Raw genomic sequence first — 20,955 nt, forward strand, 5'->3', positions numbered from 1 at the left:
ATGGCATGACGAATTTGCAGGCACTCTCGCGATGAACACCGGACACGACATGATCGAGGAAGGGCAGGACGCGGCCCCGGTGGAAATGCTGGCCGCCCTGTTCGAGGCGAACGGCTGGGCCACGCAGCAAGCCAGCGATGATGAGGTGAGCGGCGAGGTTCCCGGAGCCTGGACCACATATCAGGTGCGCGGCATCTGGCGGGTGGAGGACAAGGTGCTGCAGATTCTGTGCCTGCCCGAAATCCGCGTGGCCGATGAGAAAAAGCGCGCCGCACATGAATTGTTGGCACGCATAAACGAACAGTTGTGGCTGGGCCATTTCGACATGTGGTCGCAAGGCAGCGTGATCCTGTATCGGCACGGCCTGATGCTGGGTGATGACGGCATGCTAAGCCTTGATATGGCGCAGTTGGCGGTGGAATCCGCGATTGCGGAGTGCGATCGTTTCTATCCCGCATTCCAGTTCGTGCTGTGGGGAGACAAGTCCCCCGGCGAGGCACTGGATGCCGCATTGGTGGATGCCGCGGGCGAGGCTTGATTTCATCGCTCAACATGCCAAGTGACCCGGCATGACTTATCAATCCATACTGACGATAGGCTGTGGCAACATGGCCGGTGCAATGCTTGAAGGTTGGATGCGGGCGGGAATACCCGCCAGCGCTTTCAAGGTGGTGGTTCCAAACCGTGACAGCCTGCCGGGCGGCATCCCGCCGCTGCGCGAGATTCCGGCAGAAGGCCAGTTCGATGCCATCCTGCTGGGCGTAAAGCCGCATATGCTGGGCGATGTCGCTCCGCAGCTTCAGGCACTTGCCGGACCGCAGACCACCATCCTTTCCATCCTTGCCGGCACGCAGTTGGATACGCTTGAAAAAACCTTTCCCAATGCCGGCGCCCATGTGCGCGTAATGCCCAACCTCGCCGTGTCGCTGGGCAAGTCCCCCGTCGCCCTCGCGGAGAGCGGTCTGGACGAAAAGGGCCGCGAAAGCCTGTATGATTTCATCGCCCATCTCGGCACGCCGGGCTGGGTAGGGGAAGACCAGTTCGATCTCGTCACCGCGCTGGCGGGCAGCGGGCCGGGCTTCGTATATCGCTTCATCGATGCGCTGATCACCGGTGCCACAGAGCTTGGCCTGGATAAGGAACAGGCGACAAAGCTTGCCATCGCCATGACGGAAGGCGCATCTGCCCTGGCAGCCCAATCGGAGCATGATCCGGGCATGCTGGCGGACATGGTTGCCTCTCCCGGCGGCGTCACCCGCAAGGGGCTGGACGTGCTTGACGAGGACGAGGCGATGAACAAGCTGATGACGAAATGCCTTCGCGCCGGTCGCGATCGCAGCGTTGAAATGTCACGCGAAGCGCGCAAATAAGCCGTTTGCAAGGTTAACCTGTGACAACCGGAGCATCATCCGGTTTCACTTGAAAATCTTGCGGAAAATCCCGATATTGTAGGCAATCCGGTCCGCTATGTGAGGCCGGGCCAAAGGAGTTTTGGATAACATGGCAAACTGGAACGACAACCGTTCGACCCGCAGCGGGTTTGGGGTGTCGCCTAGCCAGACGGGTGATGTCGCTGGCGGTACGACCTTCGATGCCGGACTGCGCAAGCACATGCTTTCGATTTACAATTACATGGCCTCGGGCGTTCTGCTCACGGGTATTGTCGCGCTGTTGACGGCGCGCTCTGGCCTGGCGGTGCAATTTGCACAGGGCCCGATGATGTGGCTGGTGGCGCTTTCGCCGCTGGCTATCGTTTTCGCGATGAGCTTTGGCCAGAACAAGTTCTCTACCGGTACGCTGCAGGCAATGTTCTGGGGCTTTGCCGTGCTGATGGGCCTCTCGCTGTCGACGATTTTCTTGGTCTACACCGGTGCGTCCATCGCGGTGACGTTCTTCGCAACCGCGGGTGCCTTCGCGGGCCTCAGCCTGTTCGGCTACACCACGAAAAAGGATATCTCGGCCTGGGGATCGTTCCTGATCATGGGCGTGATAGGCCTGATCGTTGCCTCGTTGCTGAATGCCTTCCTGATCGGTTCGCCCGGTCTTGAACTGGCGATCTCTGCGCTTGGCGTGCTGATCTTTGCAGGTCTTACCGCTTACGATACGCAGCGTCTCAAGAACGACTATCTGGCGATCCAGCAGGTGAAGATGACCAACCCCTCTGCCGCAGCTGCTTACCCGCTAGGCAAGATGGTGGTCATGGGCGCGCTTTCGCTCTATCTGGACTTCATCAACATGTTCCTCTTCCTGCTTCGCTTCATGGGCGCGGCACGCGAATAGGATTTCTACGTAACTGCCTGTTCCGGCAGGCTGAATCGAAAATACGGTGCCCGGAGTGCAAATATGCATTCCGGGCATTTTCTTTGCCTTCAGTCCCGGCTAAGCCAGCGTACAAATAACTGTGCTGACAGTGGAACAACTGTGGCATGAGAGGGATTTAACCTGCACTTATGACAAAACCACCCCTTGGTATCCGCGCCATCGCAGCGGCCACCGGTGTCGCTCTGCTGGCTGCTTGCGCAACACCGCCCCCTCCACCGCCACCCCCTCCGCCGCCGCCACCGCCGCCGGTGGTTGAAACCACGCCGTATCGGCCCCTTCCGCCGCCACAGGCATCCTACGGAATGGTTATCCCGGCGAAGGATGCGATGGGTTACCGGCAGACGATCAACACCGGCCTCACCACTGACGAGGCAATCTGGCACTTCCGTTCCGGGTGGAACGTGGCCGCGCTCAACTGCACGCGCGATGTGCACGCACCGATCTTGGATGCCTATGGTCAGATGCTGCTTGCGGAAGATAGCCGCCTGGATGCTGCGAACGCAGCCGTGGAAAGCCGTTTTCGCAAGGATGCGCAGGATCAGTTGGCCAATGCGGGCGAATCCACTGCCCGTGCGAAGGTGAACCGCACCGCGCTGCTGATGCGGGAAACGCATTCCACCGGCCTTTACAACTACTTCGCCTCGCCCCCGGCGCGATCGCATTTCTGCAATATGGCGCTGGCTGTGGCCAATGATTATCTCGCCACTCGGCCCACTGACTTCGATCTGTTCGCAACCGCAGGGCTGCAACGCTATGAAATGGCGTTCGAGCAGTTTTACACTGCGTATGAGAAGTATCAGGCGGAATCGAGCGCCTGGGATGCCCGCTATGGTGACATGTACGGCTATTCGCAGCCGGGCTGGGTCGCGCTTTACGGCACGCCGGAGCAGCAGCGCGCAATGGGTGTGGCTATACAAAGCGTCGTCCCGGAACAGACCGTTGGCGTGCCTGACACGGCAACCGGCGCACTGATCCCGGTGATCAATGTGGATGATAGTGTCGCCAGCACTCCTGTGGTGCAGCCGATACCAAACGACGCACAGGATTGAAGATAAAGGGGGAGCGTTCCCCATCCAGACCCTTGTTTAAAGTTCGCTGGCCCAGTCTCGCTTTACGCGCGGCTGGGCCGCGACGCGTTATGGCAGCAGCGACACGTCGGCCAAATCATCGGCCAGCCTCGGCGCAGCCATCCTGTTTATCCCGTCCACTTTGGCCCAGGATTGCCGAGTAGCTGGCGCGAAGGCGCAAAAGCGCATATGGGCGCCCCATGCATTTTCTCGATCAAGCCAAGATTTACCTGAAATCCGGCGGGGGCGGACCCGGCGCGGTCAGCTTTCGGCGTGAGAAATATATCGAGTACGGCGGCCCCGATGGCGGCAATGGCGGCAAGGGTGGTGACATCATCCTGGTTGCCGTGCCCGGCCTCAACACGCTGATCGATTTTCGGTACAACCAGCATTTCAAGGCCAAGCGCGGCAGCCACGGCATGGGCCGCGATCGCACGGGCGCAGGTGCGGAAGACTTGGTGATAGAGGTTCCCATCGGCACGCAGGTGCTGGATGAGGACAAGGAAACCGTGCTGGTCGACTTTACCGAGGAGGGCCAGAGCGTCGTCCTGCTGGAAGGCGGGATGGGCGGGCGCGGCAATGCCAGTTACAAGAGTTCCACCAACCGTGCCCCGCGTCAGCACCAGCCGGGCGTTGCGGGGCAGGAAATGTGGGTCTGGCTGCGGCTGAAGCTGCTGGCCGATGTCGGCCTTGTCGGCCTGCCCAATGCGGGCAAATCCACCTTTATCAATGCCGTATCCAATGCCGGGGCGAAGGTGGGCGATTATGCCTTCACCACGCTGATCCCGAAGCTGGGCGTTGTGCGCCACAAGGGCCGTGAGTTCGTGCTGGCAGATATTCCCGGCTTGATCGAGGGCGCGGCAGACGGCGCCGGTATCGGTGATCGCTTCCTCGGCCATATCGAGCGTTGCCGCGTGCTGATCCACCTCATCGATATCAGCCATGACGATCCCCCTTCCGCCATGCGTATCGTGGAGCAGGAGCTGGAAGCCTATGGCGCAGGCCTGGAAGACAAGCCGCGCCTGGTTGCCCTTAACAAGGTGGATCTGGCCGATGCGGAATTGGCCAAGGGCTTTGGCGAGGAGCTAATCGCGGCCGGGGCGAGCAAGGTCTTTCCGGTTTCCGGGGCAACCGGGGAGGGCATCAACGAATTGATGGATGCGGTATTATCATACCTTCCTGATCGCACGGCGACGGAGCAGCCCGGAACTCTTCCTTCGGATGATGTTGATTCCCCGGAAGAAAAGCCATGGACGCCAATCTGACCTAGCATCCGCGCCAGACAGCCTCTATCTGCCTGCCCATGCCAATTGAAACACTAGAAGACTTCCGCGATCCTGAAATCTGCCGCCGCCTTGTTATCAAGATCGGCAGCGCCCTGCTGGTTGATGGCGCAGGCCAGGTGCGGGTGGAATGGTTGCGCACCATCGTGAACGAAATCGTGACCGCACAGGAACGTGGTCAGGAAGTGGTGGTCGTCAGCTCCGGCGCGATTGCCATCGGTGGCAAGCAGCTTAACTTCACCCATGGCGGCAGGCGCACGCTGGCAGAGGCGCAGGCCTCTGCATCGGTGGGCCAGATTGCGCTCGCCTCCACATGGTCTGACTTGCTGACAGAGCGGCGACTGGTGGCCGCGCAATTGCTGCTGACACTGGATGATTTCGAACATCGCCGTCGCTATCTGAACATCTCCGCCACGCTGCGCCGCCTGCTTAAATCGGGCGTGGTGCCCGTGGTGAACGAGAATGACACGATTGCCACCGGCGAAATCCGCTTTGGCGATAATGACAGGCTGGCCGCCCGCGTGGCGCAGGCCTGCGATGCCGACGGCGTGATGCTGCTGACCGATGTTGACGGCCTGTATGATCGCCACCCGGACCATCCCGATGCGGAGCGATTGGAAGAGGTTCGCGGCGTGACGGATGAAATCCACGCCATGGCCGATGGCGGATCGGGTTCCGGCCTTGGTTCGGGCGGCATGACGGCAAAACTGCTGGCCGCTGAGATCGCCGAACGTGCCGGCATCGCGCTCGCCATTATCGACGGGCAGCATGAAATGCCCATGGCCCGCGCGCTGGCCGGGCAAACCGGCACGCTGTTCCTGCCCAAGCGGGAAGACACCGGGCGGCGCGCCTGGATCGGCGGGCGCATGCGCTTCAACGGTGCATTGACCGTGGACGATGGCTGCGTTGAGGCCTTGCAGAACGGCAAGAGCGTGCTCGCCACCGGCATCATCAAGGTGGAAGGCGAATTCGAACGCGGCGATATCCTGCCCGTTTACGACGAAAGCCGCCGCATGATCGCCAAGGGCGTGGTGGAATATGACTGGTCCGACGTGATCGCTATCCGTGGCCATTCGAGCGAGGAGCATGAAGACATCCTCGGCCACACGCCGCGTTCGGCGGTGATCCACAGGGATCATCTGGTGTTGTTATGACACTTGCCGTCACCGGCGGCACCGGCTTTGTCGGACAGGCCGTTCTGGATGCGGCAAGCAGGCAGAGAATTGATGTATCGGCGCTAACGCGGCGGCCACAGGAAAGCCGCACGCATGTGGCGTGGGTGCGCGGAGATCTGTCGACGCAAGATGCGCTGGTCGAAATGGCCAGCGGCGCGCGCGCCATCATCCATATTGCTGGCGTGGTGAATGCGCCTGATTCAGCCGGCTTTCACAGCGGGAACGTGGCGGGGACAGAAGCAGTGACTGCCGCGGCGAGGGATGCCGGGGTAAAACGCTTCATTCACGTGTCGTCCCTTGCCGCGAGAGAGCCCGGACTATCCGATTATGGCCATTCCAAGCGGCTGGCGGAAGAAGTGGTGCAGACCAGCGGTCTGGATTGGACCATCGTGCGCCCGCCCGCGGTGTACGGGCCGCGCGATACGGAGATACTGGAGCTGTTCAAGGCGGCGCGCTGGGGCATTGTGCCCATGCCGCCAGCGGGCCGCGCATCCATGATCCATGTAGACGATCTGGCGCGGCTGTTGCTGACGCTGGTCGATGCAGGGTCGGACAGCCACGCCCGCGTTTTCGAACCCGATGACGGGCGCGATGGCGGCTGGACGCATGCGGAGCTGGCTAAAGCGATAGGGCAGGCGATGGGGAAGCGCGTATGGTCCCCCAACGTGCCGCGATCCGTGCTGCTTGGCGCGGCGCGGCTGGACCGGTTATTTCGCCGGAAGAGCGCCAAGCTGACACCCGATCGGGCGCGCTATATGGCGCATCCCGATTGGATCAGCGCAGTGGAGCGCCGCGTACCTGCGGGCATGTGGCAGGCTGAGATCGAAACCCGCGATGGCCTGGCCGAAACCGCGCGCTGGTATGCGCAGCACGGCTGGTTGTAACCCGGCAATTGACGCGGTGCGCCCGACGCGCCCCTCCTAGAGAAAAGGCTCGTAACCCGGCGGCAGTTCACCATCATCGCCCTTGGGCACGGTGGTTGAATGGATGCCGCATTCGGTCTTGTCCCACCCACGCCAGCGCCCGGCGCGCGGATCTTCGCCCGGCATTACGGTGCTGGTGCACGGCGAGCAGCCCACCGAAGGATAGCCCAGCGCTTCCAGTGGATGGCGCGGCAGATCATGCTCCTCGAAATAGGCATCGAGATCGGCCTTGGTCCAGTCACCCAGCGGGTTCACCTTCATGCGGCCATCCTCCACCTCGAACCGGGGCAGGTTCTGGCGGGTCTGCGACTGGAAAGCCTTGCGCCCGGAAATCCAGCTGTCGAGCGACTGCTTGGCCCGGCGCATCGGCTCCACCTTGCGGATTTCGCAGCAGCCATCAGGGTCGTATGACCAGCGCATACCGGTTTCGTCCTTGGCTTCCAGAACCCTGGGATCAGGCTGCACGACGCTGGCATTGGTGAAACCCAGGAGATCGATCACCTGTTCGCGATAGGCCAGGGTTTCATCGAACATCTTCATCGTATCGACGAATATCACGGGCACGTCCCTGTTGGCCTGCGCCACCAGGTGCAGCAACACGATGGCCTCGGTGCCAAAGCTGGAGACCACTCCGATGCGGCCCAGCGTATCCTCTGCCAGCAATTCGGACAGCATTTCAGGCGCTGTCACGCCCTCGAACCGTGCATTCAGGGCATCGGCATCGGCCTGGGTAAAGTCAGGGGCGGTGTCTATCCGGTCTATGTTGCGGGCCGCTTCACCCATGCCGCAAGGTCCAGATGGGAACAGCCTCATCCGCGGCGGGCTGATACACGTGATCAAACCGTTCCAGAGCGGCTGCGGCGTCGGCCTCGTTGATCGGTGCGTCCGGCGCGAAGGCATCGAAGCCGCAGCGGCGCATGAAACGCAGTTGGTCCACCAGCACGTCACCCACGGCGCGCAGTTCGCCGGTATAGCCATGCTCACGCAGCGTGCGTGCCGAGGAATAGCCGCGCCCGTCGGTAAAGGCGGGGAAGTTCACTTCCACCAGGCGCAGGCGCGAAAGATGCGGCAACAGGTCCAGCGCGTTATCGCCGGGCTCTATCCGAACGGCTTCTGCATCGGGCTGATCAAGGAAGGAATCCACCGTCACTGCGGCGATCCCGGCCTGCTCATCACTGCGAAAGCGCAGCTGCACGTCGTCCCGACCGGTGCCGAGGTCCACAGGGTTGCGATCAGCCATAAAGTGCCTCCTTGAAGGTATCCATGCCAAGGCGGCGATAGGTATCGAGGAAGCGTTCCCCGTCCTCGCGCCGCTCCAGGTAAAGGTCGGCCACGGTTTCTACCGCGTCCACGATGCCGTCTTCGTTGAAACCGGGTCCGGTGATCTTGGCCAGCGAAACGTCCTCCGCCTCGCTACCGCCAAGCAGCAGCTGGTAATTCTCAACGCCTTTGCGATCGACCCCGAGGATGCCGATGTGGCCCGCGTGGTGATGACCACAGGCGTTGATGCAGCCGGAGATTTTCAGCTTCAGCTCGCCCAGCAATTCACCCTTGCCGTTTGCAGCGAAGCGTTCCGAAATCTTCTGCGAAACGGGGATGGAGCGAGCGTTGGCGAGGCTGCAATAATCAAGGCCGGGGCAGGCGATAATGTCACCCACCTGATCCAGATTGGCAGTGCCAAGACCGGCTTCGTCCAGCTTCTCCCACAGCTCGTACAGGCGGCCCACTTCCACATGCGGCAGGATGATATTCTGCGCATGGGTGACGCGGCATTCGTCGAAGCTGTAATCCTTCGCAAGCTCCGCCATCAGGTGCATTTGCTGCGCCGAAGCATCGCCGGGAATGCCGCCAACGGGCTTCAGGCTGATCGCTGCCGAGACATAGCCCGGCACCTTGTGGGGCGAGCAGTTGCGATCGATCCACAGGGCAAAGTCCGGGTCCGACCGGTCTGCCTTTTCAGCAAGGCCGGTGGCAAATTCGGGCGGCTGGAAATAGCTGCGAATGCGGTCCAGTTCTGCGATGGGCGGTTCGATATCCTGTTCCAGCAGGTGAGCGAATTCCTCCTCCACCTGGCGCGTATATTCCTCCGCGCCCATTTCATGCACCAGGATCTTGATGCGGGCCTTGTACTTGTTGTCGCGCCGTCCGTGGCGGTTGTAGACGCGCAGGCACGCCTCGGAGTAGGTCACCATCTGGTCCAGCGGAACGAATTCGCGGATCAGCGGGGCAATCATCGGGGTACGGCCCATGCCGCCACCCACGTAGAATGCCACGCCCAGCGTGCCCTCGGCGTTCTTCACGATGTTGATGCCGATATCGTGCAGACGCATGGCCGCGCGATCCTTCTCGGACGCGATGACGCAGATCTTGAACTTGCGCGGCAGGTGGGCGAATTCCGGGTGGAAGCTGGACCACTGGCGCAGCAGTTCTGCATAGGGGCGCGGGTCTACCAGTTCATCGGCGGCGGCACCGGCGTATTGATCGGAACTGATGTTGCGGATGCAGTTGCCGCTGGTCTGGATGGCGTGCATTTCCACCTTGGCAAGATCGGCCAGGATGTCTCCGCAATCTTCCAGCTTGATCCAGTTGTACTGGATGTTCTGCCGCGTGGTGAAGTGGCCATAGCCACGATCATACTTGTCCGCGATATCGGCCAGCGCGTGCATCTGCTTACCGCTCAGCGTGCCATAGGGAATAGCGACGCGCAGCATGTAGGCGTGCAGTTGCAGGTAGAGGCCGTTCTGCAGCCGCAGCGGCTTGAACTGGTCCTCTGTCAGCGTGCCTTCGAGGCGGCGACGGCACTGGTCGCGAAATTCCTCGACACGGGCGTCGACCATGGCCTGGTCATATTGGTCATATTGATACATGTCAGATTACCCAGTCCCAGCCCATCTTGTCTGCCGCTGGAACGGCGAGATCGGGGCGAATTGTGGGGCCGAGCGCGCGCACCCGGTCCTTGATGTGTGCCGGGCGAGGGCCGTCCTCGGTCTGCTCGGCATCGATGGCGTAGGCGGCGTTCACGCGGCGGGCGGCGTCTTCGGTGGCGATGATGCTGTCGGCATTCTCGCCCGCGTCCACGGCCTCGGTAATGTGGGTCGACCATCCCTGGCCGTCCCACCATACGACGGCGCCGGATTTCAGGTCGTTTCCTGTAAGGATCTTCACGATGCAGTTTCCCCAGTGGTCTCTCGGGTGGTTTCTTGGGCGATTTGAACAAGCGCAGCATCGCCGCGCGCAGTGACATGGCCGATCACGATCAGCGCAGGGCTTTGCACCGCCTCGCGCTCCACCAGATCGGGAAGGCCGGCCAGCGGCCCGCGCAGCACGCGCATATCGGCGCGGCAAGCCTTTTCGATCACGGCAATTGGCATGTCGGGCGCTAGCCCGTCAGCCATCAGCTTCTCGGCAATCTGCGGTGCGGTTTTCACGCCCATATAGATCACCAGCGTGCGGCCCTTGCCGGCAAGGCCTGCCCAGTCCTGCTCCGACAGGCCCTTGCACTGGCCTGCCACGAAGCTGACGATGCTGGCGTCTTCCCGGTGGGTGAGGGCAATCCCGCTGGCAGCCGCTGCGCCGTTCGCGGCGCTGATGCCGGGCACAACCTGCACTGCCACACCAGCGGCCTGCGCTGCTTCCATCTCTTCACCGCCGCGCCCGAAAACGAAGGGATCGCCGCCTTTCAGGCGCACGACGTCGCGTCCGGCCAGAGCTTCGCGCACCAGCAGGGCGTTGATATCCTCTTGCGGAAGGGTGTGCCTAGCCCGCTGCTTCGCAACCGAAACCAGCGTTGCTTCCTTGCGCGCCATGGCGAGGATGGCATCATCCACCAGTCCATCGTGAACGATAAGCGTCGCGCTCTCGATCAGGCGCGCTGCGCGCAGCGTGAGCAAGTCGGGATCGCCGGGGCCTGCGCCCACCAGAAAGATCGTGCCATTTTCCATGACGCCAAAATGCGCGCCGCATGGTGGGTCTGCCAGTGAGAAAGCTTTGGCGGTGCCCTAGGTCAGCTTTATGCGGACATGGTCTGGGCCAGCGCCAGCACGGCATAGACGGGCCAGAACCACACGATGTTGCGCGTAAAAAGGACGGCGGAGAAGAGGCCGAGGCCGATGGCAAGATGCACCAGCACCGGCCCCAGCCACGCAGCGGAGAGGCCGCTCTGCATGATCTCCGGCACATGGAAAACCACGATTACAAGAGAGGAAAGCGTTAGCGCCAGCCTTGCGGACCAGCCTTCGCTGATCATCGCCAGGAATGCGCCAAGCGCCAAGGTTTGCATCAGGGTTTGCGTGACTATCACGATGCTGTCCGCAGCGGAAAACGATGGCGTAGTAACCGTGCTGGCGCCGGGCATGAAGGTGGACAAATACGCGACCAGCGCCAGGATCGCCAGGCCGACGCCTATCAGCAGCGATCGCAGCGCGCCCCTTTCCGGTACGAACGCGGCCCGGCGGCCACCGCATAGCAGGATGTAGCCAAGGAAAGGCAGATAGATCACGACCTGGATCAGCACAGCCAAGAAGAGCGTTTCGCCAATCTGCACAAGCCAGAACCCGCGAAGATATTCCAGAACGACAAACGTAAGCGCGGCAAGGGCGAACAGGCCGGCCCTTCGCCAACGCCGATCCGTGCCGCAACCCAAGGCGGCGGGGATCAGGCGCGGGTACAGCAGGGCCGAAAGCCAGACCAGGATGGCGACCGCACCGTAGGCGGTAATGATAGCCAGATACTGTGTCATAAACCCCGACTTCGTGACCGCGGGGTATATCACTGGTGCTTAGAGGCCCGAAGGAAGCTCGTCGGACAAAATCAACCGTTGGTGGAATCCTTTTCCAGCCGTTGACCGATTGCGGCGACCAGCTGTTCGAAAGGCTCGTTCCTGCGCAAGTTTATATCGTTTTGAGGGAACGGGATCTCGATGTCGTTTTCCTTGAACAGCTGCCAGATGCGCTTGTAAACGTCAGACCGGATGTTCGCGAGGCCGCCTTCGGGATCACTGATCCAGAAGCGCAGTTCGAAATCGACAGAACTGTTGCCGAAGGCCATGATATTCACGCGCGCCTTTGGCGTTGGCAGAATGCGCGGGGTTTCCTCCACGGCCTTGTAAAGCAGCTTTTCCACCAGATCGAGATCACTGTCATAAGCAACGCCGACAGGGGCCTTCACCCGCACATCGCGAGAGCTGTAGGACCAGTTGACCACTTGGTTGATCATCAGGTTTTCGTTCGGGATGAGATATTCCGTCTGATCCCGCGTCACCACCGAGATAGCGCGAATGCCGATCTTGCGGATCTGGCCGAACCCCTCGTTGCCGGCGGAATCCGCCACGGAGATCACGTCTCCCGGCTTGATAGACTTGTCCATCAGCAGGATGATGCCCGCGATCAGGTTACCGAAGGTTTTCTGCAGGCCGAAACCGATGGCGAGGCCGAATGCGCCCGAAAACACCGCCAGCGCGGTAAGATCGATGCCCAGCAGGTCTATCCCGATGAGGAAGGCCACCGCCCAGATGACGATGGTGGAAATCTTCTCGGACAGCAGCCTTTGCGAACTGTCCAGTTTCGTCATCCGGCGCAGGGCATAGCGGCTGAGGCGGGTCACGCCCCAGGCGATGAATAGCACCAGCGCGATGACCAGCATCAGCACCACGAAATCCCACATCGAGAAACTGATGGAGCCGACTTCAAGCTTTGCGCTATCCAGCGTGTCGACGATGCCGCCCACGGTTTCGCTGCGCTCGGTAACCGCTTCGCGAAGATCATCAGAGGTGGTGATCGCGGTAACGGGTTCGGGATCGGCAGCGGGCGTTTCGATCGCGTCGGGGATGGCCATCAGCGGCTCCCCCGTGTCAGGATCGATAATCGGTTCGCCCGTTTCCGGGTCCATGATCATAACCGCTTCGGGCTGAGCGGGTACGCCCATCAGCGGTTCACCGGTCTCAGGATTGATCAGCGGTTCACCCGTCTCCGGATTGCGCAATGTCACGGCATCGGGGTTTGGTTGTGCCTCGGCCGTGCTTTGCGCTTCCGGCATTGTGGCATTCGTCGCGCTCATGAAATTCCCATCGCGTCCAGACCCTGGGCGAGATCGCCGATCAGGTCGCTGGCATCTTCTAACCCGATTGACAGCCGCACGCCAAGCCCGCTGCCTGTATCAATACCCGGAGGCCACGGGCGCAGCGTGTGCACCGGTGCCGGATCGAAGGGGATGGCTAGGCTTTCAAAACCGCCCCAGCTGAAGCCCACGCCGAACAGATCCAGCGCATCAATGAAACGGGCACGGGCCGCTGCATCGACGTGATTGGCCATCACGAAACTGAACAGGCCGCAGCCGCCGGAAAAATCCCTGCGCCACAGATCATGGCCTGGTGCACCGGGCAACATGGGGCAAAGCACTGCGGCAACCGCGGGATGGTTGCTCAGCCATTCGGCAATCTGGACGGCTGTGCCGGTCGATTGCCGCAGCCGTACCTGCATCGTGCGCAGGCCGCGCATGGCAAGGGCCGCATCATCGGGGGAGACGACCTGACCCATGAACTGGGCTTGCCTGCGGATACGGTTGATAACGGGCTTGGCTGCAGAGGCGCTGCCCATCATCACGTCCGAATGGCCGCCCACATGTTTTGTCAGACTCATCACCGAAACATCGCAGCCGTGCTGCAATGCCGGGAAGCCGAGCGGGCTGGCCCAGGTGTTGTCGATGATGGATAGCATGCCGTGCTTGCGGGCGATGGCGGCAAGGGCGGGTATGTCGCACACTTCCATCGTCAGGCTGCCGGGGCTTTCCAGCATAACGGCCTTGGTATTCTCGCCTATCAGGTCCGCCAGGCTTTCAGGCGCAAGCGGATCGAACGGCTTCGCGGTTATGCCGAACTGCTTCAACATCGACAGCGCTATGCTGCGCGTCGGTTCATAGGCGTTGTCCGTCACCAGCAATTCATCACCCGGACGCAGCAGGGCCATCAAGGTGCAGGCAATGGCTGCAACGCCGCTGGGGAACAGTTCCGTCCCGTCCGCGCCGGGTTCCAGCGCGGTCAGCGCATCGGCCAGCGCCCATTGCGTAGGCCCGCCGCGCCGACCGTAGTAGAAATGGCCATCTTCGTTGGGACGTCCTCGTGCCAGATCCTCGCAATCCTCATACAGATGCGTGCTGGCGCGCCAGACAGGGGGGCTAACCACGCAGCCCTTTGCGCCTGGAATGCTGGTCCATTCGCGCTTGCGCCCGACTTCTATCAGGCGCGTGGCCGGCTTGTGATCCTTCCCGCTCAAGCGCCTGCTCCGCCATTCGCGCCATTTGCACCATTCGCACCGTGGCCCGTTTCCTTCGGCGTATCGGGATCGGTGCCCCAATCGCTCCAGCTGCCATCATACAGAGCCGTGTCGTTTTTGCCGATCATCTCCAGCGCCAGCAGCAGAACCGAAGCCGTCACGCCGCTGCCGCAGCTGGCGGTGAGGGGGCGATCAAGATCAACGCCAGCCTCGATAAATGCTGCGCGCAGGCCGGCCGCGTCCTTGAACGTGCCATCGGGGTTCAGCATGCTGTCGAACGGGACGTTGTACGATCCCGGTATATGGCCGGAAGCAACTTCGGGGCGAAAGTCAGGTTCCTTGCCGGTGAAGCGCGGATTATCCCGAGCATCGATGACCTGTTCGGCGTGCGTCTCCAGATTGGAAAGAACATCGCGCTTGTCACGCAAGTCCCCCATCCCTCCGGTGGATACGAAGGTGGACGGCGTGAATTGCCGCCGGCCGCTTTCCACGGGTCTGTCTTCCGCCAGCCATTTCTGCATGCCGCCATCGAGGATCGAGATATTGGAAACGCCGTAAAGCCGGAAGATGAACCAAGCGCGGGCAGATGTGCGCATCACGCTGTTATCGTAAAGCACCACGTCATCGGTATCACGCAGGCCCAGCCTTCCCATATGTGCATCAAACTGCGCGCGGGTGGGCAGGGCGGCCATCACATCGCCATCGGGATCGATCAGGTTTTTCAGATCCAGATAGCGGGCTCCGGGAATATGCGCTTCTGCATATTCGGCAGATGCATCTCGGCCGGCCATGGGTAGGTGTGAAGAGGCATCCAGAATTACCAGATCCTGCGCGTCCAGCTGCCCGGATAGCCATTCCGTCGTCACGAGTAAGGTCATGCCGGGGGCGTAACCTGTGCCACCCCTTTCGTAAATGGCCACGGGCGCTGTTAAAGCCATGCGGCTTGCACTCCGCGCCGTCTCGCGCCATTTGGCGGGCCATGAGCGACAGAGATAATCCGGTGAATCCGCTTCACCTCGGCCAGACCAGCGCCTTGCCTGCATCTCCGGAGGAGGCCGTGCTGGATTACGTGCCCAATCCCAGGGCGGGCACACTGTATCTGGTGCGCTTCGCCGCGCCGGAGTTCACCTCGCTTTGCCCGGTAACAGGCCAGCCCGATTTCGCGCATCTGGTGATCGATTATGCGCCGGGGGAAACCATCGTGGAGAGCAAGAGCCTGAAGCTCTTCCTGGGCGCTTTTCGCAATCACAACGGCTTTCATGAAGATGTGACGGTTGGCATCGGTCAGCGACTGTTCGAAGAAATGAAGCCGCGTTGGCTGCGTATTGGCGGCTATTGGTATCCGCGCGGTGGCATCCCGATCGACGTTTTCTGGCAAAGCGGCGCGCCGCCCGAAGACTTGTGGCTCCCTCAACAGGGGGTTTCGTCCTACCGCGGACGGGGTTGACCAAAATAGTTATATTGCGGACGTGGCTGTCCAATATAGTTTAACCATTGTCTGACTTCAGCGCGCTATAAGCCGCGCGGATTCGAACAGAATGATTTGGGGATTTCCATGCGTATTGTAATGATTGGCACAGGCTACGTCGGCTTGGTTTCGGGCGCTTGCTTTGCCGATTTCGGGCACGAAGTGATTTGCGTCGACAAGGATCAGTCGAAGATCGACGCGCTGCTGAACGGCGAAATCCCGATTTTTGAGCCGGGCCTGGACGAGCTGGTGGCCAAGAACGTCGAAGCGGGTCGGCTGTCCTTTACACTTGATCTGAAGCAGGCGCTGCCCGGTACGGACGCGGTGTTCATCGCCGTGGGCACGCCCAGCCGCCGCGGTGATGGCCACGCGGATCTGTCCTATGTCTATGCCGCCGCGCGCGAAATGGCGCCCCTGCTGCCCAAGGGCGTTGTCGTGGTCGACAAGTCCACCGTGCCCGTTGGTACAGGTGACGAGGTGGAACGCATCATTCGCGAAGCAGCGCCGGAGCTGGAATTCTCCGTCGCATCGAACCCGGAATTCCTGCGCGAAGGCGCGGCCATCGACGATTTCAAGCGGCCTGACCGCGTGGTGATCGGCGTGAACGATGCCCATGCAGAGCAGGTGCTGGAAGAGATTTACCGCCCGCTGACACGCAACGAGTCGCCTTTGGTGGTGATGAGCCGCCGTGCAGCCGAGCTGACGAAATATGCAGGCAACGCATTCCTCGCCACCAAGATCGGTTTCATCAATGAAATCGCGGACCTTTGCGAAAAGGTGGGTGCCGATGTTCGTGATGTGGCCAAGGGCATTGGCCTCGACAACCGTATCGGCAACCGCTTCCTGATGCCGGGCCCCGGCTATGGCGGCAGCTGTTTCCCGAAGGATACGCTAGCCCTGCTGAAGACCGGGCAGGATTATGAAAGCCCGCTGCGCATCGTCGAAAGCGTCGTAGCCAGCAATGATCAGCGCAAGCGTGGCATGGGTCGCAAGGTCATCAACGCGCTTGGCGGTGGAGACCAGCATGGCAAGACAGTTGCGGTACTGGGCCTCACCTTCAAGGCCAACACCGACGACATGCGTGACAGCCCCGCCATCAGCGTGGTGCAGGCCCTGCAGGATGCCGGCATCCAGGTGAAAGCCTTCGATCCCGAGGGCATGGACCAGGCGAAGAAGGTGATGAACAACGTCACCTATTGCGATGGTCCTTACGATGCGATGGAGGGCGCCGATGCCGCCGTTATCGTGACCGAGTGGGACACGTTCCGCGCGCTTGATCTTGATCGCGTGAAAGGCCTGCTGAGCGAGCCGTTGCTGGTGGACCTGCGCAACCTTTACAGCCGCAGCGATGTGGAGCGTCACGGCTTCACCTATATCGCCGTCGGGCGGTAACACCGCAGCATCTGAATTAGGTACGAAAAGCCCGTCGGGTCGGCAGAACGCTGATCCGGCGGGCTTTTTCTATTTCCGATCCGTGCTGAAGACATACTGGGCGTCAACACTCCGAAGAGAGCGGCACCGGTAAGGGCGGTCCTGCGCCCGATGGGATGACAAAGCCTTTCACCCTTCCATAGAATTCGGGAGCGCGTTGGCATGCCCCTGTGGCAAAGCTGCCGCAATCACGCCCAGTTTTTCAGATACGCGAAAAATATATTTTCAGCTTGAAACAACTGGTCTACCTCTGCCGAAGAATTAAGTTCAAGTTTGAAATAAATCGACTTGGCCAGCGGAGGAAAGTATGATGAACGAAGTCTCGGTTCTGCAAAACGGGTTGAAGGCTCTGGCGGCGGCGGCTCTTTGCAGCACGTCATCAATCGCTCTTGCGCAGGATGCGCAGTCTCCCGCAGCCGAGGAGCAGGCTGCCAGCAACGAGATCGTCGTCACCGCACAGCGCCGTGCAGAGCCGCTGCAGAAAGTCCCGATTTCGATCACCGCTTATGATAGCGAGGGGCTCGCCCGCTCCCAGATCACCGATACCCGCGCACTGGCGGTTGCCACGCCGGGTTTGCAGGTTGCGGGCTCTTTCCAGTTTTCAAAGCCGGTCTTCGCCATTCGCGGGATCAGCTTCAAAAGCTTCAACGCGACGGACCAGCAGGCCGTCGGCGTTTATCAGGACGAAGTCTATATCGCGGCCCGATCCGGCCAGCTTTCACAGATGTACGATCTGGAAAGTGTCGAGGTGCTGCGCGGCCCGCAGGGCATTCTCTATGGCAAGAACACCACCGGCGGCGCGATCAATCTGAATTCGAAACAGCCGGGCTACGATCTTGAAGGCCAAGTAACCGCGCGTGTCGGCAACCTTTCGCTGAAGGGCGTGGAAGCGGGTGTGACTCTCCCGCTGAATGATCAGGCGGCGGTGCGCCTTGCCGGCACCTTTGAACGTCGCCACGGTGCGGAATTCAATGAATTCGTTGGAGAACGCACCTATGGCTATCGCAATTATGCGGGCCGCGCGATCCTGCGCTATGATGTGAGCGAAGCGGTAACGGTGACGGCAAATGTGCATGCCGCCAACACCAGGGCCAATCCCAATTATTACTACAGCCGCGGCCTGATCCCCACCGGCAACGGCAAGCTGGGCGATATCAACGGCTATGTCGCCAGCGATGACTTTTTCACCATCGCAAGCGACCTTGTGGATGAACGCGAGCGCATTCGCCAGAACGGCGCGATCCTGCGGATCGAGGTTGAGCTTGATGCCGTGGACATCGTCTCCGTTTCCGCCTTCGATCGTACGAAGTATTCGCTGTGGGAAGATACCGATGCCAGCGGCGCCGATATCGCGACGGTCGATTACAACGATCTGAGCCGCCAATTTTCGCAGGAACTGCGGATGGCCTCCACCGACGGCGGCCCGCTGTCGTGGCTAGCCGGCCTCTACGTATTTGACGAAAAACTGAAGGCCGCCAATATCACCACCTTCTTCGGCGGGACGAGTGACCAGAACTATACCCAGAACACCACTGACTATGCCGCCTTCGGACAGCTGACCTATGATGTGACGGACCGGCTCAGCCTGATCGCCGGGGCGCGTTATACCTATGAGGAAAAGAGCATCGAATTCCTCACCATCGATGATGGCGTGTATGATTTCTCCGGTTTCCCGGTCACCCTGGTGGATGATTATACGAAGCGCACGTTCAAGGCGCCGACATACAAGCTGGGCGTGAACTTCCAGATGGAGCCGACGAAACTGCTGTACGCCAGCTACAATCGCGGCTTCAAGACGGGCGGATTTAACGGCACCGTCTTCGTGCCGGGCGAATTCACAACCGTGAACCCGGAATATGTGAACGCCTATGAAGCTGGCTTCAAATCCACCTGGCTGGACCGTGCGATCATCTTCAACCTTGCTGGCTTCTACAATGATTTCAGCGATCTGCAGGTGTTTAACTTTGTCGACGGGATCGTGCCGGTTACGCAGGTGGTGAATGCCGCTTCGGCGCGTACCTATGGCGTGGAAACGGATCTGACATTGCGGCCCGTGCGCGCCATTACGCTGGCACTGGCAGGCACCTGGTTGAACGCCAAGATCACGGATGTGGAGATCCAGAACCTGGCATTCCTCGAAGGCAATCGCCTGCCGCTGGCTCCGAAGCTCAATTTGACGGGTTCAGCGCAATATGAGTTCGACATCAGCAACACGTCTACGCTCACCCCGCGGGTAGAAGCGATTTACAACAGTCGCCAGTATCTCGATAACAATCAGGATCTGCTCGCCAGTCAGGGGCGTCACACGATCGTCAATGCATTCCTGCGGTATGAGCAGGAAGATGCAGGTCTGGTCGTTTCGGCATTCCTCAAGAATGCGTTCGAAACCGAATATCTGAACGAGTCCTTCCCGTTCCCGCCCATCGGTGCCTACCTCACCAAGCATGGCGAGCCGCGCACCTATGGCGTCTCGGTAACGAAAAACTTCTGAGCGGGTTAGAAAGCGGGCGGGCCACGATGGCTCGTCCGCTTCTTACTTCCATCGGGAGATGGCGGTTTGCGGGCCGCCCGAAGCGGTTGCCCAAATTACAGCCGTGCGGCTGCCATCCGGCGTTGCCGCCAGCGCGCTGCGATCCCGATACCCAGGACCGAGAGCGCGGCAACGCCAGCAGGCAGCGCGAACGATGACATTATCGAGGTTTCGGCAATGCCGGCATCCAGCCCGATCCCGATCATCACCGGCGCGACGAATGTTCCGACGCGGCCCACGCTCTTGGTCAATCCGATCCCGATGGCGCGCAAGGCTTCCGGGTAATAGGTGGCGAGCACCACATTCACTCCGCCATAGGCACCAAGGAAGAAGAACCCGCCGATACCGAGCAGGACCATCAGCATCGTACCTGACGCGCTGGCCAGGACCTGTCCGATGATGAACAGCATCGTGGTCGCGATGAGCAGCAAGGTCACTAGCACCTGGGTCGCTCCAAAACGGTCGATGAGTATGCCGACGCCAAGCGCGGCGATAATCCCGCCCAACGAGAAGATGGTCACGGACAGGGCCGCAAAGGACTGGTCACGCCCGACTTGTACCAGCAGCGTGGGCAGCCAGGAGCTGAGGCAGTACTGGATTGTCAGCATGCAGATGAACAGGGTCCACAGCAGCAGCGTGCCAGCCAGCAGGCGCGGGCGCACGACATCCAGGATCCTGTCCTTGTCAGCAGGCTGGCCATCAGTGCCGACAGATTGTTCCGGCGGCCCGTCCACGCCGTGCAGGTAACGGATCGCAACCAGTGCCGTCAGTGCCGAGACGCAACCGATCAGACCGACGGCGATGCGCCAGCCGCCTGCATCGAGGAATGCCGAAGCCACGATGCCGGATGCGGTCGCGCCCGCTCCGTAGCCGGTGAAGAGCATGCTGACGGCAAGGCCGCGCCTCGCCTTGGGAGCGACCTTGGCAACGATGGCGAGGCCACTGGGCATCGCGCCGCCCAGGAAAATCCCGTCGATGAACCGGAATGAAAAGAGCGAAGTGGCATCCCAGGCCAGCGCCGTGGCAAATTGCGCAAGGCAAAAGCCGATGACTGCGATAATCACCGCCACGCGATGGCCGTATCGCCCGGCGATGATCGGAAAGCTGAGCAGGCCAATGGTCTGGCCCATCAGGTTGGCGGAGAAAATCGGGCCGAGCGTCGTGTTATCGAGGCCCATTTCGCGCGAGATTTCCGGGGCCATTGGACCCAAGATCGTGTGGATCAGTCCGTCAAGAAAGAAGATCGCGGCGGCTATCCCGATTGCGGTTAGCTGCGCTTTGCTAAATCGCCTTTCGTCATCCGTTCGGCCATTGTTGGTATCGGCCATGAACTCTCCCATCCGGCAAACTCATCGTTCGCTCTAGCAGGCGCATGTTCTGACAAATCGCCCGCTCACGCCTTGTCCTCTCAGCAGAGGACAAAGAAGCGGGCCCAAGCGGAAAATGCGGCGAAGACCGTCGGCCTTGTCCTCTCAATTACGGACAGAC

The 20,955-nt window shown here is 60.9% G+C and carries 20 protein-coding genes and 1 pseudogene; 10 read left to right on the plus strand and 11 right to left on the minus strand.

Annotated elements, in window-relative coordinates; all coding sequences use genetic code 11:
• The first annotated feature begins 31 nt into the window (after window positions 1-31).
• From GRF63_RS05720 to GRF63_RS05750, 7 genes are all read left to right on the plus strand, one after another.
• Complete coding sequence (locus GRF63_RS05720) at window positions 32-538, plus strand: type III secretion system chaperone family protein (protein WP_160484971.1); 507 nt, start codon at window positions 32-34, stop codon at window positions 536-538.
• Between the two features lie 31 nt (window positions 539-569).
• The gene (locus GRF63_RS05725) at window positions 570-1,370 is read left to right on the plus strand and encodes a pyrroline-5-carboxylate reductase family protein (RefSeq protein WP_160484972.1); all 801 of its coding nucleotides are present in this window, start codon (window positions 570-572) and stop codon (window positions 1,368-1,370) included.
• Between the two features lie 130 nt (window positions 1,371-1,500).
• A complete protein-coding gene (locus GRF63_RS05730) occupies window positions 1,501-2,280 on the plus strand; it encodes a Bax inhibitor-1/YccA family protein (RefSeq protein ID WP_160484973.1) in 780 nt (259 codons plus the stop codon).
• A 170-nt stretch (window positions 2,281-2,450) separates the two neighbouring features.
• Entirely contained in the window at window positions 2,451-3,371 is a 921-nt protein-coding gene (locus GRF63_RS05735; RefSeq protein WP_160484974.1) for a hypothetical protein, read from the plus strand.
• 218 nt (window positions 3,372-3,589) lie between these two features.
• The gene (gene obgE, locus GRF63_RS05740; protein ID WP_160484975.1) at window positions 3,590-4,654 is read left to right on the plus strand and encodes a GTPase ObgE; all 1,065 of its coding nucleotides are present in this window, start codon (window positions 3,590-3,592) and stop codon (window positions 4,652-4,654) included.
• A gap of 38 nt (window positions 4,655-4,692) precedes the next feature.
• Complete coding sequence (proB, locus tag GRF63_RS05745; protein WP_160484976.1) at window positions 4,693-5,826, plus strand: glutamate 5-kinase; 1,134 nt, start codon at window positions 4,693-4,695, stop codon at window positions 5,824-5,826.
• On the plus strand, window positions 5,823-6,731 hold the full coding sequence (locus GRF63_RS05750; protein ID WP_160484977.1) for an NAD-dependent epimerase/dehydratase family protein: 909 nt from the start codon (window positions 5,823-5,825) through the stop codon (window positions 6,729-6,731). Before proB ends, GRF63_RS05750 begins: the two co-directional genes overlap by 4 nt.
• 36 nt (window positions 6,732-6,767) lie before the next feature.
• On the opposite strand, the gene GRF63_RS05755 is transcribed toward GRF63_RS05750, so the two are convergent.
• The 10 genes and pseudogenes from GRF63_RS05755 to GRF63_RS05795 all read right to left on the minus strand — a co-directional run bounded on the left by GRF63_RS05755 (window position 6,768) and on the right by GRF63_RS05795 (window position 14,916).
• Entirely contained in the window at window positions 6,768-7,553 is a 786-nt protein-coding gene (locus GRF63_RS05755; protein ID WP_160484978.1) for a phosphoadenylyl-sulfate reductase, read from the minus strand.
• Window positions 7,546-8,010: a DUF934 domain-containing protein gene (locus GRF63_RS05760; RefSeq protein WP_160484979.1), complete on the minus strand. Its 465-nt coding sequence runs from the start codon at window positions 8,008-8,010 to the stop codon at window positions 7,546-7,548. Before GRF63_RS05760 ends, GRF63_RS05755 begins: the two co-directional genes overlap by 8 nt.
• Window positions 8,003-9,637 (minus strand): nitrite/sulfite reductase, encoded by a 1,635-nt coding sequence (locus tag GRF63_RS05765; protein ID WP_160484980.1) that lies wholly within the window; start codon window positions 9,635-9,637, stop codon window positions 8,003-8,005. Before GRF63_RS05765 ends, GRF63_RS05760 begins: the two co-directional genes overlap by 8 nt.
• A gap of 1 nt (window position 9,638) precedes the next feature.
• Window positions 9,639-9,935 carry a DUF2849 domain-containing protein gene (locus GRF63_RS05770; RefSeq protein ID WP_160484981.1) on the minus strand — a complete coding sequence of 99 codons (297 nt, stop codon included), beginning with the start codon at window positions 9,933-9,935 and terminating at the stop codon, window positions 9,639-9,641.
• The gene (gene cobA / locus GRF63_RS05775; protein WP_160484982.1) at window positions 9,932-10,711 is read right to left on the minus strand and encodes a uroporphyrinogen-III C-methyltransferase; all 780 of its coding nucleotides are present in this window, start codon (window positions 10,709-10,711) and stop codon (window positions 9,932-9,934) included. The genes GRF63_RS05770 and cobA overlap by 4 nt, the downstream gene beginning before the upstream one ends.
• A 68-nt stretch (window positions 10,712-10,779) precedes the next feature.
• The gene (locus tag GRF63_RS05780) at window positions 10,780-11,508 is read right to left on the minus strand and encodes a hypothetical protein (RefSeq protein ID WP_160484983.1); all 729 of its coding nucleotides are present in this window, start codon (window positions 11,506-11,508) and stop codon (window positions 10,780-10,782) included.
• 71 nt (window positions 11,509-11,579) lie between these two features.
• Window positions 11,580-12,134, minus strand: a complete 555-nt coding sequence (locus tag GRF63_RS16820; RefSeq protein ID WP_419865953.1) for a mechanosensitive ion channel family protein — start codon at window positions 12,132-12,134, stop codon at window positions 11,580-11,582.
• A 99-nt stretch (window positions 12,135-12,233) separates the two neighbouring features.
• Window positions 12,234-12,824, minus strand: a pseudogene (locus tag GRF63_RS16825) (mechanosensitive ion channel protein); the annotation flags it as partial.
• Entirely contained in the window at window positions 12,821-14,038 is a 1,218-nt protein-coding gene (gene metC / locus GRF63_RS05790; RefSeq protein ID WP_202131570.1) for a cystathionine beta-lyase, read from the minus strand. The gene metC and the pseudogene GRF63_RS16825, both read right to left, overlap by 4 nt.
• Window positions 14,035-14,916, minus strand: a complete 882-nt coding sequence (locus GRF63_RS05795) for a sulfurtransferase (RefSeq protein WP_160484984.1) — start codon at window positions 14,914-14,916, stop codon at window positions 14,035-14,037. The genes metC and GRF63_RS05795 overlap by 4 nt, the downstream gene beginning before the upstream one ends.
• Before the next feature lie 101 nt (window positions 14,917-15,017).
• Here GRF63_RS05795 and queF point away from each other — a divergent pair, with 101 nt between their 5' ends.
• From queF to GRF63_RS05810, 3 genes are all read left to right on the plus strand, one after another.
• Window positions 15,018-15,485, plus strand: a complete 468-nt coding sequence (queF, locus tag GRF63_RS05800; RefSeq protein WP_160484985.1) for a preQ(1) synthase — start codon at window positions 15,018-15,020, stop codon at window positions 15,483-15,485.
• A 108-nt stretch (window positions 15,486-15,593) separates the two neighbouring features.
• On the plus strand, window positions 15,594-16,898 hold the full coding sequence (locus tag GRF63_RS05805; protein WP_160484986.1) for a UDP-glucose dehydrogenase family protein: 1,305 nt from the start codon (window positions 15,594-15,596) through the stop codon (window positions 16,896-16,898).
• Window positions 16,899-17,244: 346 nt separating this feature from the next.
• Window positions 17,245-19,428: a TonB-dependent receptor gene (locus GRF63_RS05810; RefSeq protein WP_160484987.1), complete on the plus strand. Its 2,184-nt coding sequence runs from the start codon at window positions 17,245-17,247 to the stop codon at window positions 19,426-19,428.
• Between the two features lie 95 nt (window positions 19,429-19,523).
• On the opposite strand, the gene GRF63_RS05815 is transcribed toward GRF63_RS05810, so the two are convergent.
• Window positions 19,524-20,795 carry an MFS transporter gene (locus tag GRF63_RS05815; protein ID WP_160484988.1) on the minus strand — a complete coding sequence of 424 codons (1,272 nt, stop codon included), beginning with the start codon at window positions 20,793-20,795 and terminating at the stop codon, window positions 19,524-19,526.
• Between the last annotated feature and the right edge of the window lie 160 nt (window positions 20,796-20,955).

The organism is Aurantiacibacter rhizosphaerae, from assembly GCF_009807005.1.
Taxonomy (GTDB): Bacteria; Pseudomonadota; Alphaproteobacteria; order Sphingomonadales; family Sphingomonadaceae; genus Alteraurantiacibacter; species Alteraurantiacibacter rhizosphaerae.

Excerpts from the sequence above, each read along its gene's own strand:
- GRF63_RS05720 (WP_160484971.1), top strand. The coding sequence starts at position 32 with ATGAACACCGGACACGACATGATCGAGGAAGGGCAGGACGCGGCCCCG.
- GRF63_RS05725 (WP_160484972.1), top strand. The coding sequence starts at position 570 with ATGACTTATCAATCCATACTGACGATAGGCTGTGGCAACATGGCCGGT.
- GRF63_RS05730 (WP_160484973.1), top strand. The coding sequence starts at position 1,501 with ATGGCAAACTGGAACGACAACCGTTCGACCCGCAGCGGGTTTGGGGTG.
- GRF63_RS05735 (WP_160484974.1), top strand. The coding sequence starts at position 2,451 with ATGACAAAACCACCCCTTGGTATCCGCGCCATCGCAGCGGCCACCGGT.
- obgE (WP_160484975.1), top strand. The coding sequence starts at position 3,590 with ATGCATTTTCTCGATCAAGCCAAGATTTACCTGAAATCCGGCGGGGGC.
- proB (WP_160484976.1), top strand. The coding sequence starts at position 4,693 with ATGCCAATTGAAACACTAGAAGACTTCCGCGATCCTGAAATCTGCCGC.
- GRF63_RS05750 (WP_160484977.1), top strand. The coding sequence starts at position 5,823 with ATGACACTTGCCGTCACCGGCGGCACCGGCTTTGTCGGACAGGCCGTT.
- GRF63_RS05755 (WP_160484978.1), bottom strand. The coding sequence starts at position 7,553 with ATGGGTGAAGCGGCCCGCAACATAGACCGGATAGACACCGCCCCTGAC.
- GRF63_RS05760 (WP_160484979.1), bottom strand. The coding sequence starts at position 8,010 with ATGGCTGATCGCAACCCTGTGGACCTCGGCACCGGTCGGGACGACGTG.
- GRF63_RS05765 (WP_160484980.1), bottom strand. The coding sequence starts at position 9,637 with ATGTATCAATATGACCAATATGACCAGGCCATGGTCGACGCCCGTGTC.
- cobA (WP_160484982.1), bottom strand. The coding sequence starts at position 10,711 with ATGGAAAATGGCACGATCTTTCTGGTGGGCGCAGGCCCCGGCGATCCC.
- GRF63_RS05780 (WP_160484983.1), bottom strand. The coding sequence starts at position 11,508 with ATGACACAGTATCTGGCTATCATTACCGCCTACGGTGCGGTCGCCATC.
- GRF63_RS16820 (WP_419865953.1), bottom strand. The coding sequence starts at position 12,134 with ATGGACAAGTCTATCAAGCCGGGAGACGTGATCTCCGTGGCGGATTCC.
- GRF63_RS05795 (WP_160484984.1), bottom strand. The coding sequence starts at position 14,916 with ATGACCTTACTCGTGACGACGGAATGGCTATCCGGGCAGCTGGACGCG.
- queF (WP_160484985.1), top strand. The coding sequence starts at position 15,018 with ATGAGCGACAGAGATAATCCGGTGAATCCGCTTCACCTCGGCCAGACC.
- GRF63_RS05805 (WP_160484986.1), top strand. The coding sequence starts at position 15,594 with ATGCGTATTGTAATGATTGGCACAGGCTACGTCGGCTTGGTTTCGGGC.
- GRF63_RS05810 (WP_160484987.1), top strand. The coding sequence starts at position 17,245 with ATGATGAACGAAGTCTCGGTTCTGCAAAACGGGTTGAAGGCTCTGGCG.
- GRF63_RS05815 (WP_160484988.1), bottom strand. The coding sequence starts at position 20,795 with ATGGCCGATACCAACAATGGCCGAACGGATGACGAAAGGCGATTTAGC.